At 72.1% G+C, this 19,922-nt stretch carries 22 protein-coding genes and 1 pseudogene; 12 read left to right on the forward strand and 11 right to left on the reverse strand.

Annotated features, from left to right (window positions below; all coding sequences use genetic code 11):
* Positions 1–215: 215 nt before the first annotated feature.
* From ACGFYY_RS02040 to ACGFYY_RS02055, 4 genes and pseudogenes are all read right to left on the reverse strand, one after another.
* Positions 216–659 (reverse strand): hypothetical protein, encoded by a 444-nt coding sequence (locus ACGFYY_RS02040; RefSeq protein ID WP_393706598.1) that lies wholly within the window; start codon positions 657–659, stop codon positions 216–218.
* Positions 660–837: 178 nt separating this feature from the next.
* Positions 838–897 (reverse strand): annotated as a pseudogene (locus tag ACGFYY_RS02045) (hypothetical protein); the annotation flags it as partial.
* 51 nt (positions 898–948) lie between these two features.
* Positions 949–2,304, reverse strand: coding sequence for a DUF3152 domain-containing protein (locus tag ACGFYY_RS02050; RefSeq protein ID WP_393706599.1), 1,356 nt, complete (start codon positions 2,302–2,304; stop codon positions 949–951).
* A gap of 5 nt (positions 2,305–2,309) precedes the next feature.
* Positions 2,310–3,305: an alpha/beta fold hydrolase gene (locus ACGFYY_RS02055; protein ID WP_393706600.1), complete on the reverse strand. Its 996-nt coding sequence runs from the start codon at positions 3,303–3,305 to the stop codon at positions 2,310–2,312.
* A gap of 132 nt (positions 3,306–3,437) precedes the next feature.
* Between ACGFYY_RS02055 and ACGFYY_RS02060 the strand changes: the two genes are divergently transcribed.
* From ACGFYY_RS02060 to ACGFYY_RS02075, 4 genes are all read left to right on the forward strand, one after another.
* A complete protein-coding gene (locus tag ACGFYY_RS02060) occupies positions 3,438–3,653 on the forward strand; it encodes a hypothetical protein (RefSeq protein ID WP_393706601.1) in 216 nt (71 codons plus the stop codon).
* 184 nt (positions 3,654–3,837) lie between these two features.
* Positions 3,838–4,476, forward strand: coding sequence for a TetR/AcrR family transcriptional regulator (locus ACGFYY_RS02065; RefSeq protein WP_030011335.1), 639 nt, complete (start codon positions 3,838–3,840; stop codon positions 4,474–4,476).
* A 165-nt stretch (positions 4,477–4,641) separates the two neighbouring features.
* Positions 4,642–4,869: a DUF3107 domain-containing protein gene (locus ACGFYY_RS02070; RefSeq protein ID WP_030764655.1), complete on the forward strand. Its 228-nt coding sequence runs from the start codon at positions 4,642–4,644 to the stop codon at positions 4,867–4,869.
* Between the two features lie 109 nt (positions 4,870–4,978).
* Positions 4,979–5,281, forward strand: a complete 303-nt coding sequence (locus ACGFYY_RS02075; RefSeq protein ID WP_365272534.1) for a hypothetical protein — start codon at positions 4,979–4,981, stop codon at positions 5,279–5,281.
* A gap of 124 nt (positions 5,282–5,405) precedes the next feature.
* On the opposite strand, the gene ACGFYY_RS02080 is transcribed toward ACGFYY_RS02075, so the two are convergent.
* On the reverse strand, positions 5,406–6,164 hold the full coding sequence (locus ACGFYY_RS02080) for a ferritin-like fold-containing protein (protein ID WP_030711776.1): 759 nt from the start codon (positions 6,162–6,164) through the stop codon (positions 5,406–5,408).
* Between the two features lie 471 nt (positions 6,165–6,635).
* On the opposite strand from ACGFYY_RS02080, the gene ACGFYY_RS02085 reads away from it, so the two are divergent.
* The 3 genes from ACGFYY_RS02085 to ACGFYY_RS02095 all read left to right on the forward strand — a co-directional run bounded on the left by ACGFYY_RS02085 (position 6,636) and on the right by ACGFYY_RS02095 (position 9,790).
* A complete protein-coding gene (locus ACGFYY_RS02085; RefSeq protein ID WP_393706602.1) occupies positions 6,636–8,546 on the forward strand; it encodes a DEAD/DEAH box helicase in 1,911 nt (636 codons plus the stop codon).
* 137 nt (positions 8,547–8,683) lie between these two features.
* Entirely contained in the window at positions 8,684–9,541 is an 858-nt protein-coding gene (locus ACGFYY_RS02090) for an alpha/beta hydrolase (protein WP_365265458.1), read from the forward strand.
* Positions 9,542–9,637: 96 nt separating this feature from the next.
* Positions 9,638–9,790 carry a hypothetical protein gene (locus tag ACGFYY_RS02095; RefSeq protein ID WP_167745535.1) on the forward strand — a complete coding sequence of 51 codons (153 nt, stop codon included), beginning with the start codon at positions 9,638–9,640 and terminating at the stop codon, positions 9,788–9,790.
* Between the two features lie 72 nt (positions 9,791–9,862).
* Here ACGFYY_RS02095 and ACGFYY_RS02100 read toward each other — a convergent pair whose 3' ends face one another.
* The 4 genes from ACGFYY_RS02100 to ACGFYY_RS02115 all read right to left on the reverse strand — a co-directional run bounded on the left by ACGFYY_RS02100 (position 9,863) and on the right by ACGFYY_RS02115 (position 12,759).
* Positions 9,863–10,468, reverse strand: coding sequence for a MarC family protein (locus ACGFYY_RS02100; RefSeq protein ID WP_365265456.1), 606 nt, complete (start codon positions 10,466–10,468; stop codon positions 9,863–9,865).
* 75 nt (positions 10,469–10,543) lie between these two features.
* Complete coding sequence (locus ACGFYY_RS02105) at positions 10,544–11,407, reverse strand: PHP domain-containing protein (RefSeq protein ID WP_393706603.1); 864 nt, start codon at positions 11,405–11,407, stop codon at positions 10,544–10,546.
* A 62-nt stretch (positions 11,408–11,469) separates the two neighbouring features.
* The gene (locus tag ACGFYY_RS02110; protein ID WP_365265452.1) at positions 11,470–12,114 is read right to left on the reverse strand and encodes a DUF6758 family protein; all 645 of its coding nucleotides are present in this window, start codon (positions 12,112–12,114) and stop codon (positions 11,470–11,472) included.
* 60 nt (positions 12,115–12,174) lie between these two features.
* The gene (locus tag ACGFYY_RS02115) at positions 12,175–12,759 is read right to left on the reverse strand and encodes a suppressor of fused domain protein (protein ID WP_030711795.1); all 585 of its coding nucleotides are present in this window, start codon (positions 12,757–12,759) and stop codon (positions 12,175–12,177) included.
* Between the two features lie 389 nt (positions 12,760–13,148).
* Here ACGFYY_RS02115 and ACGFYY_RS02120 point away from each other — a divergent pair, with 389 nt between their 5' ends.
* Together ACGFYY_RS02120 and ACGFYY_RS02125 are read left to right on the forward strand one after the other, a co-directional pair.
* Positions 13,149–14,264, forward strand: coding sequence for a magnesium and cobalt transport protein CorA (locus ACGFYY_RS02120; RefSeq protein ID WP_393706604.1), 1,116 nt, complete (start codon positions 13,149–13,151; stop codon positions 14,262–14,264).
* A gap of 58 nt (positions 14,265–14,322) precedes the next feature.
* Positions 14,323–14,826 (forward strand): hypothetical protein, encoded by a 504-nt coding sequence (locus tag ACGFYY_RS02125; protein WP_365265448.1) that lies wholly within the window; start codon positions 14,323–14,325, stop codon positions 14,824–14,826.
* Positions 14,827–14,830: 4 nt separating this feature from the next.
* Here ACGFYY_RS02125 and ACGFYY_RS02130 read toward each other — a convergent pair whose 3' ends face one another.
* On the reverse strand, positions 14,831–15,646 hold the full coding sequence (locus ACGFYY_RS02130; RefSeq protein WP_393706605.1) for a hypothetical protein: 816 nt from the start codon (positions 15,644–15,646) through the stop codon (positions 14,831–14,833).
* Between the two features lie 163 nt (positions 15,647–15,809).
* Here ACGFYY_RS02130 and ACGFYY_RS02135 point away from each other — a divergent pair, with 163 nt between their 5' ends.
* The 3 genes from ACGFYY_RS02135 (at position 15,810) to ACGFYY_RS02145 (ending at position 18,966) form a co-directional block, all read left to right on the forward strand.
* Entirely contained in the window at positions 15,810–17,081 is a 1,272-nt protein-coding gene (locus ACGFYY_RS02135) for a magnesium transporter MgtE N-terminal domain-containing protein (RefSeq protein WP_365265444.1), read from the forward strand.
* A gap of 175 nt (positions 17,082–17,256) precedes the next feature.
* The gene (locus ACGFYY_RS02140; RefSeq protein WP_229875009.1) at positions 17,257–17,763 is read left to right on the forward strand and encodes a DUF1003 domain-containing protein; all 507 of its coding nucleotides are present in this window, start codon (positions 17,257–17,259) and stop codon (positions 17,761–17,763) included.
* 42 nt (positions 17,764–17,805) lie between these two features.
* Positions 17,806–18,966 (forward strand): Mrp/NBP35 family ATP-binding protein, encoded by a 1,161-nt coding sequence (locus ACGFYY_RS02145; protein ID WP_051763096.1) that lies wholly within the window; start codon positions 17,806–17,808, stop codon positions 18,964–18,966.
* 91 nt (positions 18,967–19,057) lie between these two features.
* Here the strand turns inward: ACGFYY_RS02145 and ACGFYY_RS02150 are convergent, their stop codons facing one another.
* Entirely contained in the window at positions 19,058–19,789 is a 732-nt protein-coding gene (locus ACGFYY_RS02150; RefSeq protein WP_393706606.1) for a hypothetical protein, read from the reverse strand.
* Between the last annotated feature and the right edge of the window lie 133 nt (positions 19,790–19,922).

Raw genomic sequence — 19,922 nt, forward strand, 5'->3', positions numbered from 1 at the left:
CCGCTCGGGGCCCCCCCCGGACGGCGTGTGGGGGGGGGCGGGTGGGGGCCCGCCCCCCCGCGGGGTGACACCACACGCGGATAGGCCGAAGGCGCGACGGACGGTTGTCCGTCGCGCCACCGGAAGGGGTGAAGAGTCGTAACTTTCCCGTACGGTTCGCGTTCGAGCACGCTAGAAGTACAGCCTCGGAACGGGCCGGGGCCGCCGGCGCCGGGCTACGCGAAGACCTCCTGCCGCGTCCTGCGGCGACCGGCCGCCATCGCCGGGTCCAGGGCCGGCACGGCGGCCGGCAACGCCCGCGTGTACGGGTGGGTCGGGCGGTCGTGGACCTCGTCGACCGGGCCCTCCTCGACGATCTCCCCGGCCCGCATGACGGCCACCCGGTCGCCGACCTGCCGGACCACCGCCAGGTCGTGCGCGATGAAGACCGACGCGATGCCCAACTCCCGCTGGAGTTCCGTCGGCAGGGCGGTGACCTGCGCCTGGGTGGTCACGTCGAGGGCGGAGACCGGCTCGTCGCAGACGATCAGCCGGGGCCGGGGCCGGGGCGCGAGCGCCCGCGCGAGCCCCACCCGCCGGCGCCGGCCGCCGCTGGACTCGTGCGGGTAGCGGTCGTGGTGCTCGGCCTCCGGACCGACGCGCGGCAGCAGTTGCTCCACCCGGGCCCGGACGGTCGCCTCGTCCCGCTCCCCGGCCGCGCGCAGGGGGTCGGCGCAGTGCGGCCGCCGACGCCGTGGGGCCGTCCGTGCCGGCGACGCGGACGGTGCCGCCGAGGCGGGCGCCCGTACCGCGGTGCGGTCCCGGCAGGGCCGCGGCGACGGTGGACCTGCCGCTGCCGGATTCGCCGACGACGCCGAGGGCCCGGCCCGCCTCCAGGGTGAAGGAGACCCCGTCCACGGCCCGTACGTGCCCGCCCGCCCCGCCCGACAGGGAAGTCGACGACGGCGGTCAACTCTCCGGGAAGACCCAGGGGTTGGGCTTGCACTGGATGCCGTCGATGTTGAGGGACTTGGTCTGCTGCTGCATGACCGGGGCGAGCGCGCCCGGGGTGCGGCAGTTGACGTGGTCGTGCCCGAGCCGGTGGCCGACCTCGTGGTTGATGAGCATCTGGCGGTAGGTGAACATCTGGTCCGGGCCGTAGGTCTCGGAGCCCTGGGCCCACCGGAAGGCGTTGATCATCACCCGCTCGGTCCTGGCCGAGTCGCAGGAGACGTTGCCGACGATGGTGTCGAGTTCGGACTTGGCGCACCAGACCCCGGTGGTACCGGGGCTGGCGAGGGTGATCACGAAGTCGGCCTCCTCGCCCGGCACCCGCTCGAAGGTCTTCGTACCGCCGTGACCCCAGCTGCGGTCGTCGTTGAGCGTGCGGTGCACGGCCTCGGCGAAGAGCTGCGGGTCGAGGCCGAGTCCCTGCTCGACGTCGACCCGGTAGCGCACGACCTTGCCCTTGCCGGGGGCCTTGGCCACCCCGGGCACGGTGTCGAAGGTGCCGGGGCCGGTGAGTTTCGCGTCGAGCGGCAGCTGCTGGGCCATCTTCTGTTCGTACGTCAGCTCCACCACGGGCGCGGCGGACGGCGCGGCCGGCGCCACCGCCTGCGGCGGCGTCGAGCGGTCGTCCGAGCGGGAGGCGCCGGCGTCGGCGCGGCTGTTGCCGGCGGCCTGCGCGCCGGACTTCTCGCCGTCCCCGTCCGAGGTCACCTGGCCGGCGACGACGACGGCGAGGACGGTGGTGACGGCGACGGCGGCCATGCCGGTGTACGTACGGACCTTCCGGCCGCGGCCGGAGCCGGACGGCTCCTCGGTCTCGTCGTCGGCTTCCTCGGGCACGACCGGGGCCACCGGATCGACCGGCTTGCGCGGCCCGGGCACCCGGCGCTGCGCGCCGGTGGAGGTGACGGGGTCGAGGTCGAGGTCGGCCGGCGGCGCCAGGGTGACCTGCGGGAAGCCCACCGCGGGGGTACCGAAGGCCGGGGTGTCGGAGTCACGGTACGACGTGGGCGCCGGCGCGCCGGCGGTGGCGCCGTGCGGGCGCCGTACTCCGTGCCAGTCCCCGTACACGGAGTCGGGGCGGGCCCCCCAGACGTCGTCGGACTCGTACTGCTGGGGGTGACCGCCGGTCCGCGCGTCGGCGTGGTACCGGTCCTGGGGCACGTATCCCTGGTGGGTGACGGTCGGTTCGGGCCGGTACCCGGCGAACGGATCCTCGTAGGGAAGGGGCGCGGGCTCCGGCTGCGGCCGGTCGGGTGCCGGGGCGGCGGCCGGAGCCGGAGCTGGGGCAGGGCCCTTGCGACTATGTCGTCCCACGGTCCTCAGCCTCTGCCGTCTTCGGTATATCGGTCACTCTCGCCCGTCCCGGTGTCGCTCAGCAGCTCCCGGAAAGCGGCGGCCACCGCCTCGGGGTACTCCATCATCGCCACGTGTCCGGCCTCGGGCAGGCACAGCAGCCGCGAACCGCGGAAGGCCGCGGCCGCCTTGTGCGCCATACGGTACGAGACCAATTGGTCCCGGCCACCGTAGACCAGCAGGGAGGGTGCGAGAACCCGCTGCGCCTGCCGCCACAGTCCGTGCTGGCCACCGAGGGTGTAGGCGTCGACGATGCCGCGCGAGGAGCGCGTCATCGCCTCCCAGAAGTACGGCAGGGCCATCCGCCGCTCCATCTCCTCCACGGCGTTGCGAAATCCCTCCGGTGTCACCCGGGAGGGGTCTCCGTAACAAAGCGCCGTCACCCCCCTGGTGCGCTGTTCGGCGCCCATCCCCTGGGTCAGTCGGTTGAAGAGCGCGGCCACCCCGGGCACGGCGAGCAGCGCGGTCGGCACGGCCGACCTCTGCACGCGCAGCTCGGGCAGGGCGGGCGAGATCAGCGTCAGGGTGCGTACGAGGTCGGGCCGGACGGCCGCGACGCGGGTGGAGACGGCGCCGCCGAGGGAGTTGCCGAACAGGTGGACCGGGCCGCGCCCGGCGGCGTCGAGATGCCGGATGACGGCGCGGGCGAAGGCGGTGACGGAGTAGTCCCGGTCGGCGGGTGGTGGGGACCAGCCGAAGCCCGGCAGGTCGACGGCCTCGCCGTCGACGGTGTCGGCCAGTCGCGCCATCAGATCCGACCAGTTCTGGGAGGAACCGCCGAGTCCGTGCACGAACAGGGCGGGTGGCAGCCCGGTGCGCAGGGGCGGCCGGACCCGGACGGCCAGTTCCAGGCCGGGCAGCACGGTGGTGCGCAGCTGCTCCCCTTCGGCCACTCGAACGGCTCCCACCTGGGAGGACAGCTCGGCGGTGGACCGTACGCCCGGCAGCTCGGTCGAAGACATGCGGGCAATGTTACGAGACGATCACGTTCCACTTCTTGTGTTCACGGTCACAAATTCAAGCGGATCCGCATAGCGGTGCCTCCTGCTTCCTCCTAGGCTCGTAAGTGAGCACAAGGAAGCGAGGGGAGCGGCATGACTGTCGACCCTGCGGAGCCGGACACCTTCCGGGAGCAGTTTCCGGAGTCCCTCGATCCTGAGGCGCCCGAGGCGGATGTGGCGGAGCAGCTGGCCGATCTCCGGCCGGACCAGGACGACCCGATCGGCGCGCGCTCGGTGAACGGGGTCTCGGACGGCGATGCCGTCGAGCAGGCGCGGGTGGTGCCGCTGGACGAGGACGACTACCGCTGACCCGCGGCCGATCGGGCATCGACCAAACCGCTGATCAACCCGCTGATCAAACCGCTGACCAGCGCCTCCGGGCCGTCCGTACCGCGAGAAAAGTCGGATGGAACCCACCAGATTCGGTTACCGAAAAGTACGATGGCGGCGCGGCGCAGAGCGCACTGTGTTCTTAGAGAAAGTGGGAGGCGGCGTGACAGCCATCGAGCAGACCGAGGCAGCGCGTCCGCGGGGCACGCGACTGCCGCGCCGAGCCCGGCGCAACCAGCTCCTGGGCGCGGCCCAGGAGGTTTTCGTCGCGCAGGGATATCACGCGGCGGCCATGGACGACATCGCCGAGCGGGCCGGCGTGAGCAAGCCGGTGCTCTACCAGCACTTCCCGGGCAAGCTCGACCTGTACCTGGCCCTGCTGGACCAGCACTGCGAGGCCCTGCTGCTGGCCGTGCGCACGGCGCTCGCGTCGACGACGGACAACAAGCTCCGCGTGGCGGCCACGATGGACGCCTACTTCGCGTACGTGGAGGAGGAGGGCGGCGCCTTCCGACTGGTCTTCGAGTCCGACCTGACGAACGAACCGGCGGTGCGCGAGCGCGTCGACCGCGTCTCGCTCCAGTGCGCCGAGGCCATCTCGGACGTCATCGCCGAGGACACCGGCCTGTCCAAGGACGAGTCGATGCTGCTGGCCGTGGGCCTGGGTGGGGTCTCTCAGGTCGTGGCCCGCTACTGGCTCTCCAGCGAGAGCCCGGTCGCCCGCGAGACGGCGGTGGGCCTGCTGACCTCGCTCGCCTGGCGCGGTATCGCCGGTTTCCCGCTGCACGGCACCGAGTCCTGAGGGACCCGTCGCCGACGGCGTCCGCCACGTCGGCGGCGGTCCTCGTCGACCGGTGTTCGCTGCGAGCGTGTCCGCTCTGCGCGGTCCGCGTCCCCTCACCGGGCTAATGTGGACCGCGTACGGCGCGGCTGATCGCGCGAACCGGATCGTCGGAGGGACAAAGCCGTGGAGGTCAAGATCGGCGTGCAGCACGCACCCCGGGAGATCGTGCTGGAGAGCGACCTGAGCGCCGAGGAGCTGGAGGCCGTCGTCGCCGCCGCGCTCTCCGGTCAGTCGCCGCTGCTGAGCCTCACCGACAACAAGGGCCGCAAGGTCCTCGTGCCGTCGGACCGCCTGTCGTATGTCGACCTGGGCGAGCCGAGCGCGCGCAAGGTCGGTTTCGGCGCGCTCTGAGAACTGTTGGAAACGGCCCGGTGGTTGATCCCACCGGGCCGTTTCTGTTTCTTCCGCTTCGGGTAGGACCGCAGTGACCCGGTTTGCCCTGACGTATGGGAGAGACCTCATGCTGCTGCTGGAAGTGCTCGGCTCCGCGCTCCTGGGCCTCGCCTTGTCCGCGACAGCCGCCCGGGTGCTCACGCGCCGGTTGCCTTCCCTCAAAGTGGTGCTGGTCAGCGGGGTGCTGGGGGCGCTGTTCGGGGCGTATCTGACCCACTTCGCGCTGGGACCCGGGCACAACACCCTGACCGCGACGCTGATCGGTGCGGTGCTGGTGTCGGCCGTGGTCCTGTCCCTGTTGCTCCGTCCGGCCGCAGGGCCCCGCAGGCGGTCCCACAGGACTCCGTTTTCACTCCCGTCGCGGGGCTGACCACACCGACCGCTGACCCCTGAACCACGTACGTCGGCCCCGGCGCGCCATGTGCGCGCCGGGGCCGACGTGTGGAGCGGTACGAGCGGTACCAGCGGTACGGGGCCTCGCGGGCGCCGTGGGTTCAGGCGGCGAGGCCGAGGGCCGCCATGCGCTTGGTGTGCGCCTTGGTGATGCGGGTGAACATCTCGCCGACGGCCGCCAGGTCGAAGCCGGCCGCCATCCCGTCGACGCCGCCGACCAGCATGGTCGAGAGCGCGTCGCGCTCGGCGACCACGCGCTGCGCCTGCGAGAGGGCCTCGCCCATCAGTCGGCGGGCCCAGAGCGCGAGCCGGCCGCCGCAGCGCGGGTCCGCCTCGATCGCCGCGCGGACCTTCTCGACGGCGAAGTTGCCGTGGCCGGTGTCGTCGAGCACGCCGAGCACGAGGGCGCGGGTGTCGGTGTCCAGGTGGGAGGCGACCTCGCGGTAGAAGTCACTGGCGATGGAGTCGCCCACGTAGGCCTTGACCAGGCCCTCCAGCCAGTCCGAGGGCGCGGTCTGGCGGTGGAAGTCGTCGACGCCCTTGGCGAAGGGCTCCATGGCGGCGGTGGGCTCGACCTCGATCGCCGCGAGCCGGTCCCGCAGCCGCTCGAAGTGGTGGAATTCGGCGGAGGCCATCGCGGCGAGCTCGGCCTTGTCGTCCAGGGTGGGCGCGAGCTTCGCATCCTCCGCGAGGCGCTCGAAGGCCGCGAGCTCTCCGTAGGCGAGCGCGCCGAGCAGGTCCACGACGGCGGCCCGGTACTGCGGCGAGGCAGAGGCGGCGGCCCAGTCCTGGGAGGCGATACCGACGGCGTCGGCGGGGGCGCTGTCGTCGGCGGGCGAGGCGTTTTCTACGGTCGACATGCTCCGCACAATAGCCCGCCGAATGGCACTCCAAGTCACCACGCCGGTTCCTTGCCTGTCCAGCTAAACGCACCTACCCGGTGAATTCACCCGACACACCTGCGCGATTCCGGGGTACAGTGGTAATGCGCCTGCCGAATACTCGGCGGGCCATCCGAATGAGGATGCCCGGTCGGTGGCCCGATCGGCTCCAACCGACCGCCCTCGGTGCGGTGCGTACGTTCATGCGTACCGCCTCCCACGAGGGGCCCCCTCAGCGGCAGATGCGCTTGAGCGAAGGCTAGTGGTCCCGCGCAGCTTCGTACGTAGCAGTACTGCAAGCACGGCACGGTACGACCCCCCTCGCCGCCTCGCGCCGCGTCTCACAGAAGAGGCAGCACCCTGACTACGTTCCGAGACCTCGGGATCTTCCCCGAGACGGCCGAGGCCCTTGAGGCCGTCGGCATCGTGTCCCCCTTCCCGATCCAGGAGATGACCCTTCCCGTCGCCCTTTCCGGCACGGACGTCATCGGCCAGGCCAAGACCGGTACCGGCAAGACGCTCGGTTTCGGCCTTCCCCTGCTGGAGCGGGTCGTCGTCCCCGCCGACGTCGAGGCCGGCCGCGCCACCCCCGCGCAGCTGACCGACGCCCCGCAGGCCCTCGTGGTGGTTCCGACCCGCGAGCTGTGCACCCAGGTCACCAACGACCTCCTGACCGCGGGCAAGGTCCGCAACGTCCGCGTCCTCGCCATATACGGCGGTCGCGCGTACGAGCCCCAGGTCGAGGCGCTCAAGAAGGGCGTCGACGTGATCGTCGGCACCCCGGGCCGCCTGCTCGACCTGGCCGGGCAGAAGAAGCTCGACCTCTCGCGCGTCAAGGCCCTCGTCCTGGACGAGGCCGACGAGATGCTCGACCTGGGCTTCCTGCCCGACGTCGAGAAGATCATGGCGTACCTGCCCGCGAAGCGTCAGACGATGCTGTTCTCGGCGACCATGCCGGGTGCGGTCATCGGCCTGGCCCGTCGCTACATGACGCAGCCGACCCACATCCGCGCCGTCTCCGAGGACGGTGAGGGCGCGACCGTCGCCAACATCACGCAGCACGTCTTCCGTGCGCACAACATGGACAAGCCGGAGCTCGTCTCCCGCATCCTGCAGGCCGAGGGCCGTGGCCTCGCCATGATCTTCTGCCGTACCAAGCGCACGGCGGCCGACATCGCCGAGCAGCTGGAGAAGCGCGGCTTCGCGTCCGGCGCCGTCCACGGCGACCTGGGCCAGGGCGCGCGCGAGCAGGCGCTGCGCGCGTTCCGCAACGGCAAGGTCGACGTGCTGGTGTGCACCGACGTCGCCGCGCGCGGTATCGATGTCGAGGGTGTGACCCACGTCATCAACTACCAGACGCCGGAGGACGAGAAGACCTTCCTGCACCGGGTGGGCCGCACCGGCCGCGCGGGCAACAAGGGCACCGCCGTCACCCTGGTCGACTGGGACGACATCCCGCGCTGGCAGCTGATCAACAAGGCGCTGGAGCTGGACTTCCACGACCCGGTCGAGACGTACTCCACGTCGCCGCACCTGTTCGAGCAGCTGAACATCCCCGCCGGCACCAAGGGCATCCTGCCGCGCGCCGAGCGCACGCGAGCCGGCCTGAAGGCCGAGCAGCTGGAGGACCTGGGCGAGACCGGCGGCCGCGGTGGCCGTGGCGGCCGCTCCGGTCCGGCGGCCGCCGCCGTGGTGACCGAGGAGCGTCCGGCCCGTACCCGTACGCCGCGCCAGCGCCGCCGCACCCGTGGCGGGGCGGAGCTCGCCGAGGGCGCCGAGGCTCCGGCCGCGGTGGCCCCGGTGGCGGACGCGCCGACGGCTCCGGCCGCCGACGAGCCGCGCAGGCCGCGCCGCCGCCGTACCCGTGTGGGCGCGGTGCCGGTCCAGGCCGAGACCGCTCAGGCCGCACCGGCCGCGGTGGCCGAGGCCCCCGTGGCCGCGGTGACCCCGGTCGCCGAGGAGGCCCCGGCGAAGCCGAAGCGCACCCGCACCCGCAAGGTCGTGGAGAGCGCCCCGGAGCCGGACTTCCAGATGGCCCCGCTCGTGGAGCCCGCGCCCGGCCGGGCACGGCGCCCGCGCAAGGTCGTGGTGACGACTCCGGAGCCGGACTTCCAGATGGCTCCGCCGGTCGAGCCCGTGAAGGCGCGGCGCACCCGCAAGGCCGCGGCCGCCCCGGCGGCCGCGGTGACCCCGGTCGCCGAGGTTCCCGCCGAGGAGGCTCCGGCCAAGCCGAAGCGCACCCGTACGCGCAAGGTCGCGGCCGCTCCGGTCGCCACCGAGACCGGCGCTGTGGCCGAGGAGGCCCCGGTCAAGCCGAAGCGGACCCGTACCCGCAAGGTCGCGGCCGCTCCGGAGGCGTAAGCCTCAGCGGCACCCCGCACCCCGCCGATGGCCCCGATCCCCTTTCGAGGGGGCCGGGGCCATCGCTCCGTCCGGGTCGTGCCGGCAGGGTCCTCCCGGGCCGTGCCGGCGACCGTACGGGCCGGTAACCTCGGGCCATGAGCAAGCCGCCGCGCCTCACCCTGCCCTCCGCCGCCCGCGCGTACCTCCTCACCACCGAGCGCGGCGGTTTCGCCGTGCACGAGGCCGGTGAGCCCGTACGCGGCACCGCCCTGCTGGTCCCCGGCTTCACGGGCAGCAAGGAGGACTTCATCGGCCTCCTGGAGCCGCTGGCGGCCGCCGGGTACCGGGTGGTCGCCGTGGACGGTCGCGGCCAGCACGAGACCCCGGGCCCGCGCGAGGAGGCCCCGTACGCCTTGGAGGAGCTGGCGCGGGACGTCCTCGCACAGGTCCGCGCACTGGGCGAGGACCGCGTGCACCTGGTCGGACATTCGCTCGGCGGGCTGATCTCGCGCGCCGCCGTGCTGCGCGACCCCGCGCCCTTCGCCTCGCTCACCCTGATGAGCAGCGGGCCGGCCGCGATCTCCGAGGAGCAGCAGGCCCGGACGAAGCTGCTGGTGGCCGCGCTGGAGGCGATGGGCGACGACATGCCCGGGATCTGGGCGGCGATGCGGGCCCACGATCCCGTGGACGCGGCCGCGGACTCCCCGGAGCTCGCGCACTTCCTGCGCGAGCGGTGGCTGGCCACCGTCCCCGAGCAGCTGATCGTCACCGGTCGGACATTGATCTCCGAGCCGGACCGGGTGGCGGAGCTGAGCCGCGTCGACCTGCCGAAGCTGGTCCTGTCCGGGGCCGTGGACCAGGCCTGGCCGGTGCCGCTGCTGGACGAGACGGCCCGGCGCCTGGGGGCACGGCGGGTGATCGTGCCGGGGACGGATCACTCGCCGAACGCCGAGGACCCGGCCACGACGGCGCGCGAGCTGGCCGCGTTCTGGACCTCCTGCGCCGGCTCATAGTTAGCCAATGAAAAAATTTCGTTAGCGTAGGGAATGATTGCGGCCTACACTTCGTTGAACCAGTGCAAGAGAGACACTGACGAAGGGAGAAGCCCCATGCGCTTCGAGATTCTGCGCCTGGACGACGTCGACGGGTCCGCCGTGGACAGCACCGTCGTCGACGCGGCCTCCGTCAACCGGATCGTGCAGCAGGCCGCAGCCGTCGGCCAGCGCATCCTGATCCGACCGGCCGAGAGTGCGTCCTGCTGACGCACCGCACGCAAGACGTTCACGCCCCCGCACCGATCCCGGTGCGGGGGCGTTCGCATGAGCGGCGGGGCGTCAGGAGCCCTGGACGACCTGGAGCACGCCGTTGATGATCTGCTGGACGGCGATCGCCGAGAGCATCATGCCCGCGAGCCGGGTGACGAGGACGACGCCGCCGTCCTTGATGACCCGGATGATCACCAGCGAGTAGCGCATGGTGATCCACAGCACGACGTGCATGGCGATGATCGCGGCCCAGACCGAGACCTGCCCGGCGGCGCCGTCGGCCTTCTGGACGGCCAGGATCACGGACACGATCGCGCCGGGGCCGGCCAGCAGCGGCATGCCGAGCGGGACCAGCGCCACGTTCACGTCCTTGGTCTGCTTCGGCTCGTCGTTCTTGCCGGTGAGCAGGTCCAGCGCGATGAGCAGGAGCAGCAGACCACCGGCGATCATCAGCGCCGGGACGGAGACGTGCAGGTAGTCCAGGATCTGCTGGCCGCAGATACCGAAGACCGCGATGACACCGAAGGCCACGCAGACGGCCTGCCAGGCCATCCGGCGCTGCACCTTGACGGGACGGCCGGAGGTCAGCGCGAGGAAGATCGGCGTGATCCCCGGGGGGTCCATAATCACAAAAAGGGTGAGAAAAAGGGATCCGAAGACGGCGAAATCAAACACAGTGATGCCTTGCAGAAGAGAGGGGTGTCGCGAAGAAGAAAGGTGGGACGGGTGGAGCGGGCCGGATCCGGCCGGTCAGCGCTCGCGTCCGCCGGCGCCCGGCACCGGGAAGGCCCCCGTCGCGCGGCGCGTGATCTCGCCGTAGATCTCGGGGTCGGTCGTGTACTCCCCGAGGCGACAGGTCTTGCGGCTGCCGTGGTAGTCGCTGGACCCCGTGGTCAGCAGGCCGAGGTCCGACGCCAGGCCGCGCATCCGGGCGCGGGTGTCGGTGTCGTGGTCCATGTGGTCCACCTCGATGCCGTCCAGGCCCGCGGCCGCCATGTCGGCTATCGCGGACTCGGAGACGCACCGGCCGCGCTTGACGGCGGCGGGGTGCGCGAGGACGGTGACCCCGCCGGCCGCCTTCACCAGGCGCACTGCCTCGAACGGGTCGAGTTCGTGCTTCTCGGCGTACGCGCGGCCGCCGTCGGCGAGCCAGTCGGGCGTGAAGGCGTCCGAGACGGTGGGTACGACGCCCAGCTCGACGAGGGCGGTGGCGATGTGCGGCCGCCCGACCGAGCCGTCACCGGCGATCCTGGCCACCTGCTCCCAGGTGACGTCGACGCCGAGGTCCCGCAGCTTGCCGATCATGGCCTGCGCGCGCGGGGTGCGGTCGTCGCGGACGAGTTCGCGCTCCCGGGCCAGCTCGGGCTCCTCGGGGTCGAAGAGGTAGGCGAGCATGTGCACGCCGACCCCGTCGAGCCGGCAGGAGAGTTCGGCCCCGGTCACCAGCGTCAGGCCGGCGGGAAGGGCCGCCAGGGCCTCGCCGTATCCGCGCACGGTGTCGTGGTCGGTCAACGCGACCACGTCCAGCCCCGCGCCGGCGGCGTTGCGCACCAGCTCGGCGGGTGTGTCCGTACCGTCGGAGGCCGTGGAGTGGGCGTGCAGGTCGATGCGCACAGCCTGGCTCCATGGTTCGAACGTACGGGGGACACTCCAGGATAACCGGGCCGCGGACCCCCTCAGGCAGGGCCCAGGATGCGCGGACTCAGGGCCCCGCACGGAACGAGCTCGACCTCGGACCCCGCGTCGCGCAGGTCGGTGAGGACGAGCTCGTCGTACATCAACAGGCCGGACTGTTCCGGCCAGACGATGGCCCAGAGCCACAGGCCGCGCGCCTCGCCGGCGAAGACGGCCCGGTCGTCCGGGCTGCCCTTGACGTGCCACAGCGGTGTCGGCCGGCCCGCCGACACCACCTTGGCGTGGGGCGGCGCCGATACGTCGATGGACGAGCCGGGGTCGACACCGTCGATGCCCGCGTAGCGCGCGCCGAGGCCCACGCCCAGCTCCTCCGCGATCAGCAGCAGCTCGCCGATTCCGCCGAGCGGGCCGGGACCCGAACAGGCCACCGCCGTCGCCCGACCACCGCTGCGGTCGTCACCCGCGGACGCGACCCCGGTGAACAACCACCCCACCGGCAGCGGCCACGGCATCCACACCGGTACCCGCGCCCGGTGCACCACCACGCTCAAGCCTTCGACGCTCGGCGGGATGACGGGTTGCAGGGGGTGGACGGCGCCGTGCACCGCGCACTGCCAGGAGTCGGAGAAGAGTCCGGGCGCCCTGACCCGGCCACCGCACTTCGGGCAACTTGGTTCACCCCTCATAAGAAGCCACGCTCCTCCCCGCCCGGCCCCCCGTCAAGGCACGCTCACCCGTCCGGGCCCTCAGTCGAGTGCGACGGCGCTACGCAAAGGGTCCCGCAGGTCCGTTCCGCGCGCGAGCCAGCGTTCCTGGAGGGCGGCCGCTCCGTGCACGCGCTTCCAGGCCGCCTCGTTCGCCGTCATCGGCAACAGGGGGAGGAAGTGGACCGGATCCATGGGCTCGTCGAGCTCCAGATCCTCGACCAGACCGCCCGGTTCCGCCACGAGCACGGAGCTGAAGGGAGCCCCGTCCCAGAGCGGTTCGCCCACGTCCAGCGAGGCCCCGGGGGCCACGATCAGGCCCTCGACCTGGGGGGACGCGGCCAGCACCGCGAGCGGCCGCAGGAGTTTGTCGGTGGCCGCCAGTCCGGCCCGCACGGTCAGCACGAGCTCGGCGCGCGGGCCCCGTACGGGGTCGGCGACCACGGCGGTCGGATCGGTCATCGGGTGCGCGGACATCCCGAGGGTCGCGTACCGCACGAGGTCGCCCTCGGCGAAACGGAGTACCTCGATGCGGTCGGTGCCCAGGAAGGTGACGGCGGCGCGTGCGTCGGGTTCACCGAACGCCGTGCGCAGTCGGGCCTCCACGAGGGCCAGAATTTCTGCCATGAAGCGAGCATAGAACTCGTATCAGGCGGGTAAAGGGCGGGTCTTGACCATCCGTCGGCTGATAGTGTTGACAGCTGTTCGGGGCCGCACGCAGAAGCGGTGTTTCAGCGCCCCGGCAACAGGACGTCCCTCACGGGGGACCGGCCGGAGGAGGTGGGGCTGCGGTGGACCGAAGTCGATCGTGCAGTACCAATCGCTCTTCCACTTCTGTGACGGGCGTTTCCCGCCCCCTTTGATCTGCTCGATCCCCTGATCCGCCGGTCAGTAGAAGAGCGACGGCAGAACGTTGTCCTCCCGTCCTGTTCCCTCCCCCTGCCTGGGCCTGCCCGCCCGCGGTGGAGGGTCTCCCACCCGTACGGTCCGCAGCCGTGCGCGAGAAGGAGCCTGCCATGTCGATGCTGCCCTACCTGCGTGCGGCCGTCCGTCCGTCCCTGCGCAGGGCCACCCCCGTACAGCCCGGCTACGACACCACCCGCGACCCGTCGGCGAGCAGCGCGGTGGTCGACTGCGCCGTGTACCGCGGCGGGCGGCGGGTGCTGGGTCCGGCGTGTCTGACGCCCCGTGAGGCGATCCGCCGGGTCCGCGAGGACGGCGGGTTCGCGTGGATCGGCCTGCACGAGCCGACGGAGGCCGAGTTCGCGGGGATCGCCGCGACCTTCGGCCTGCACCCGCTGGCCGTGGAGGACGCGGTGCACGCGCACCAGCGGCCGAAGCTGGAGCGCTACGACGACACCCTCTTCACCGTCTTCAAGACGATCCACTACGTCGACCACGCCGAACTGACCGCCACCAGCGAGGTGGTGGAGACCGGCGAGGTGATGTGTTTCACCGGCCCCGACTTCGTCATCACCGTCCGGCACGGCGGACAGGGCTCCCTCAAGGGCCTGCGCCACCGCCTCCAGGACGACCCGGAGCTCCTCGCGAAGGGCCCCTCGGCGGTCCTGCACTCCCTCGCCGACCACGTCGTCGACGGCTACATCGCGGTCGCGGCGGCGGTGCAGGACGACATCGACGAGGTGGAGAGCGAGGTCTTCGCGGCCCCGACCAAGGGCAGTGCGCGCGGCGGCGACGCGGGCCGCATCTACCAGCTCAAGCGCGAGGTGTTGGAGTTCAAGCGGGCGGTCGCGCCGCTGCTGCGACCGATGGAGCTGCTGAGCGAGCGGCCGATGCGGCTGGTGGACCCGGACATCCAGAAGTACTTCCGCGACGTCGCCGACCACCTGGCGCGGGTGCACGAGCAGGTGGTCGGCTTCGACGAGCTGCTGAACTCCATCCTCCAGGCCAATCTGGCACAGGCGACGGTCGCCCAGAACGAGGACATGCGCAAGATCACCTCCTGGGCGGCGATCATCGCCGTGCCCACGATGATCTGCGGGGTGTACGGGATGAACTTCGACCACATGCCGGAGCTCCACTGGCGCTACGGATATCCGATGGTGATGGCCGCGATCGTCGCCTCCTGCTTCACCATCCATCGCGCGCTGCGCCGGCACGGCTGGCTGTGACCGCGAGCCGCCCCGGACACCCGTCCGTCCGCGGGGATCGACCCCCTACCCTGTCGGCATGACTCTCAGCACGCTCGACCTGGCCCTCGTCGAGGAGGCCACCAAGAAGTCCGGCCTGATCTGGGTGCGCGGCGACGGGGCCGACCGCGCCCTGTGGCACGCCTGGGTGGACGGCGCGGCCCATGTGCTGGGCGACGGGCCCGGCGAGCAGCCGTTCCCGGGGCTGGCGGACGGCGCGCGCGCCGAGGTGACCGTGCGGAGCAAGGACAAGGGCGGCCGGCTGGTGGCCTGGACGGCGACGGTACGGGAACTCCCGCCGCGCGGCGAGGAGTGGGCTGCGGCGGTCGCCGAGCTCAAGGGCAAGCGGCTGAACGCGCCCGACTCCGAGGAGATGACCGAGCGGTGGGCGCGCGAGTGCCGGCTGCTGCGCCTGGAGCCGGAATCGGTCCGGTCGCAGCTCCCTGACGGCTCGCTGGTCGCCGTCCCGCTGCCGTCCTCGGCGACGACCCGCCGCCCCGTCCCGGCGGGCCTGCCGAAGCTGCTGCTGAAGCGGCGCCGCTAGGTCGTCACGGCTTGGTGGGGTTCGCGCCTTGGCCGGTGCCCTTGGAGGAGGACGGGGCGGGTGCTCCGCTCTGGTCCTTGGTGGTCGGCAGCTGGGAGCCGTAGTCCACCGTCTGGTCCTGCGCGGGCGCCTCCAGCGGGAACGTCTTGCCCCACTCGGCGAGTTCCACCCGGCCGGCGCCGCCCGCCCGCTCCATCAGCAGCGGGTACGGGGTGCCCTCCAGGGAGACCGAGAGCTTGCCGCCCTTGCCGGCGTCCGCCGTGACCTGGACCGCGCGGGTGTGCCCGACCTTGGTGTAGGAGCCCTTGGCGAGCTTGCCCTCCAGTCCGAGCAGCCCGTCCAGCAGCACGTCCATGTCGGTGAAGCCGCGGAACTGCTTGTACGAGGGGTCGCCCTCCGGCACCTTCACGAACTTGTCGCCGAGCTTGCCGGCCGAGTCGGACTGGCCCCAGAACGCCGCGCTCGCCTTCAGGTACAGCTGCTCCCCCACGCGCAGCAGCCGGAAGGTGTCGTCGTTGGACTTCACCTCGCCGGAGCCCCCGTCCGACTTGAGCCGCATGTCGAGGGTGAAGGACTTGCCGCCGCTCACCAGGGTGCCGGACAGGTGCACCGAGTCGGCCTCGGTCGCGGCCGTCTTCGCCTTCTCCTCGATCTTGTCCGCGGAGAGCTTGCCGACGCCGTTGGTGCCCTCGTCGGGGTCCTCGCCGCAGCCCGTACCGGTGACGGCGAGGCCCGCGCACAGCACACCGATGAACGCGGCCCGGCGCAGCCGCGCGGCAGGGAAGTAGGCGGTCACGGGCGGGTGCCTCTCGTCGGACATCTGCGAGCAGCAGGCAGCGTACCCGCCCGTACATCGCGCCCCGCGACCGCTCCCCGGTGTGCACGGGCCCCCGGGCGGACGGCCCCACCAGGACGCTTTCCCCCGGCACGGGCTAGCCTGAGGGGCGGCACGACTCTTGATCGACGCACTAGGAGGCGCTCGGATGGCTGCAGGCGCCCCGCGGATCTTCGTCTCGCATCTGTCGGGTGTGCCCGTCTTCGATCCCAACGGCGACCAGGTCGGCCGGGTCCGCGACCTCGTCGCGATGCTCCGCGTCGGTGGCCGCCCGCCGCGGCTGCTGGGCCTGGTGGTCGAGGTCGTCAGCCGGCGGCGGATCTTCCTGCCGATGACCCGGGTCACCGGGGTGGAGTCCGGGCAGGTCATCACCACCGGTGTGATCAACATGCGGCGGTTCGAGCAGCGTCCGACCGAACGCCTGGTCCTCGGGGAGTTGCTCGACCGGCGGGTGACGCTGGTGTCGAGCGGCGAGGAGGTCACCGTCCTGGACGTGGCCATCCAGCAGCTGCCGGCCCGCCGGGACTGGGAGATCGACCGGATCTTCGTGCGCAAGGGCAAGTCGGGGGCGCTGCGCCGGCGGGGCGAGGCCCTGACGGTGGAGTGGTCGGCTGTGACGGGCTTCTCGCTGGAGGAGCACGGGCAGGGCGCCGAGAACCTGGTCGCCACCTTCGAGCAGATGCGCCCGGCCGACGTGGCGAACGTCCTGCACCACCTGACGCCCAAGCGGCGGGCCGAGGTGGCCAACGCCCTCGACGACGACCGGCTCGCGGACGTGCTGGAGGAGCTGCCCGAGGACGAGCAGGTGGAGATCCTCGGCAAGCTGAAGGAGGAGCGCGCCGCCGACGTCCTGGAGGCGATGGACCCGGACGACGCGGCCGACCTGCTGTCGGAGCTGCCGGAGGACGACAAGGAGCGGCTGCTGACGCTGATGCAGCCGGACGACGCGGCCGACGTGCGCCGCCTGCTGTCCTACGAGGAGAACACCGCCGGCGGTCTGATGACCACGGAGCCGATCGTGCTGCGGCCCGACGCGACGGTCGCCGACGCGCTGGCCCGCGTACGGCAGGCGGACCTGTCGCCGGCGCTGGCGGCGCAGGTGTACGTGTGCCGGCCGCCGGACGAGACGCCGACGGGCAAGTACCTGGGCACGGTGCACTTCCAGCGGCTGCTGCGCGATCCCCCGTTCACCCTGGTCAGCTCGATCGTGGACACGGACCTGCCGCCGCTGCGGCCGAACGCCTCGCTGCCCGCGGTCACCACGCACCTGGCCGCCTACAACATGGTGGCGGTGCCGGTGGTCGACGAGAGCGGCTCGCTGCTGGGCGCGGTGACCGTGGACGACGTGCTGGACCACCTGCTGCCGGACGACTGGCGGGAGACGGACTTCCATTCCGAGGAGGCCGTCGGTGGCCGCTGAGCGAGGGCGCTTCGACCGGGGGCGGGGCGAGCAGGCGCGCGAGCGGCGCCGTGAGCAGATCCGGGAGCGGCGCGAGCAGGCCCGTACGCAGGCGCGCGAGCACGGGCTCGCGTCGGAGGCGACGGAACGTTCCGGCGAGCGCTCGGCGAAGTCGTCGAGCACCGGGTCGAGCGCGCTGACGCGCTCGCGGGTGCGCCTGGACCTGCCGCGTGCGCCGCGCCGCTCGCTGCTGCCCGAGTACGACCCGGAGGCCTTCGGCCGGCTCTCGGAGCGGGTGGCGCGCTTCCTGGGCACCGGGCGGTTCATCGTCTGGATGACCCTGGTCATCATCGTCTGGGTGCTGTGGAACATCTTCGCGCCGGACGACCTGCGGTTCGACCCGTACCCGTTCATCTTCCTGACGCTGATGCTGTCGCTCCAGGCCTCCTACGCGGCCCCGCTGATCCTGCTCGCGCAGAACCGTCAGGACGACCGCGACCGGGTCACGCACGAGCAGGACCGCAAGCAGAACGAGCGCTCCATCGCCGACACGGAGTACCTGACCCGGGAAATCGCGGCCCTGCGGATGGGTCTGGGCGAGGTCGCCACCCGTGACTGGATCAGGTCCGAGTTCCAGGACCTGATCAAGGAGATGGACGAGCGCCGTCTATTCCCCGCCGAACGTGACGAAGGCGACCGCTGACGGGCTTTCCTGCGGCCTGCTACCGAGCCGTACCATCGGGGCATGGCTACCGACACAAGCTCCGCCGCCGTGCCTGAGCAGGACGCGATCCTGGACGCGCTGGCGACGGTGAACGACCCCGAGATCCACCGGCCGATCACCGAGCTCGGCATGGTCAAATCGGTGGAGATCGGCGCGGGCGGCGAGGTCGCCGTCACGGTCTACCTCACGGTGTCGGGCTGTCCCATGCGCGAGACCATCACCAAGAACGTCACCGAGGCCGTCGAGAAGGTCGCGGGCGTCACCTCCGTCGCCGTCACCCTCGACGTGATGAGCGACGAGCAGCGCAAGGACCTGGCGGCCACGCTGCGCGGCGGCACCGCCGAGCGCGAGGTGCCCTTCGCCAAGCCGGGCTCGCTGACCCGTGTGTACGCGGTCGCGTCCGGCAAGGGCGGTGTCGGCAAGTCCTCCGTCACGGTGAACCTGGCCGCGGCGATGGCGGCGGACGGCCTGAAGGTCGGCGTGGTCGACGCGGACATCTACGGCCACAGCGTGCCGCGCATGCTGGGCGTGGACGGCCGTCCCACCCAGGTCGAGAACATGATCATGCCGCCGTCGGCGCACGGTGTGAAGGTCATCTCCATCGGCATGTTCACCCCGGGCAACGCCCCGGTCGTGTGGCGCGGGCCCATGCTGCACCGGGCCCTCCAGCAGTTCCTGGCGGACGTGTTCTGGGGCGACCTGGACGTGCTGCTGCTGGACCTGCCGCCGGGTACGGGTGACATCGCGATCTCCGTGGCCCAGCTGGTGCCGAACGCGGAGATCCTCGTCGTCACCACCCCGCAGCAGGCCGCGGCCGAGGTCGCGGAGCGGGCCGGCTCCATCGCGGTGCAGACCCACCAGAAGATCGTCGGCGTCGTCGAGAACATGTCGGGCCTGCCGTGCCCGCACTGCGACGAGATGGTCGACGTCTTCGGTTCGGGCGGTGGCCAGAAGGTCGCCGACGGCCTGACCAAGACGGTCGGCGCGACGGTGCCGGTGCTGGGCTCGATCCCGATCGACGTGCGGCTGCGCGAGGGCGGCGACGAGGGCAAGCCCGTCGTGCTGTCCGACCCGGACTCCCCGGCCGGTGCGGCCCTGCGCGCGATCGCGGGCAAGCTGGGCGGCCGGGCGCGCGGCCTGTCGGGCATGTCCCTGGGCATCACCCCGCGCAACAAGTTCTGACCGTACCGACCACGGGGAAGGGCGCCGCTCGCCGAGCGGCGCCCTTCCCCGTACCGGTCCCCGGCACCCGTGGACCGTCTTCCGTCGCCTGCTACTGGTACGAGCCCAGGTCCGCGATGGCGGAGAAGCCGAGCCCGTAGGCGCTCATCCCGCGGCCGTACGCGCCCAGGTGGACCCCGCTGCCGGTGGAGCCGGCCAGGACCCACCCGAACTCCGACTCGCGGTAGTGGAAGGGCGTCGGCTCGCCGTCCACCGGCAGCGACAGCGTGGACCAGTCCTCGCCGTCCAGATCGTCCGCCAGCTCCCACGCGGCCTCGGTCTGCTGGTCCAGCCAGTCGTCGCGCAGCGAGTGGTCCATCTGTCCGGGCCAGGTGTACGCCAGCAGCCCGGAGCCGGCCAGCCAGGCCGCCGAGGCGACCGAGGTGGCCTCCAGGACGCCGGTGCCGTCACCGCTGCGGCGCAGCGGGTTGCTCGCCACGGTGATGACCACCGCGAACCGTTCCTTCTCGCCGGTGGCGATCTCGCCCCGGGCCGAGGGCTCGTCGCCGTGGCCGGTGGATCCGTGCTCCACGGTGCCGTCGGCGGTGACCGCGACCTGCATGAGCCAGCGGGGGCCCGTGAAGGCCCCGTCCAGCCCGTACCAGGGGAAGTCCGCGGCCAGGAACCCCTCAGCCGTCCGGCGGGCCGCCGGCACGGGTGCGGCGGCCTCCTGTGGCTGCGTATGGCTGTCGGGGCCGGTATCCGGCTCCTGGGCGGGTGCTGCGCCGGGGGCGGGAGCCTCCGCGGTCTGTGCCCCTACCCGGCTGCTGCTCGTCGTCTCCATCTGGGCGGCCTCTCGTTCCGTGGGGTCCGGAACGGCCCTCCCCCTCGCTGTGCTGGGGGGACCCCCTCCCTCGGGCGTCCTGCGATCCGGACAGATGGAGGATAGCCATCCGACCGTGGATCGCCGGGCAGGC

Origin of the sequence: Streptomyces sp. NPDC048331 (assembly GCF_043201215.1) — a bacterium.
In the GTDB taxonomy this organism is placed as follows: Bacteria; Actinomycetota; Actinomycetes; order Streptomycetales; family Streptomycetaceae; genus Streptomyces.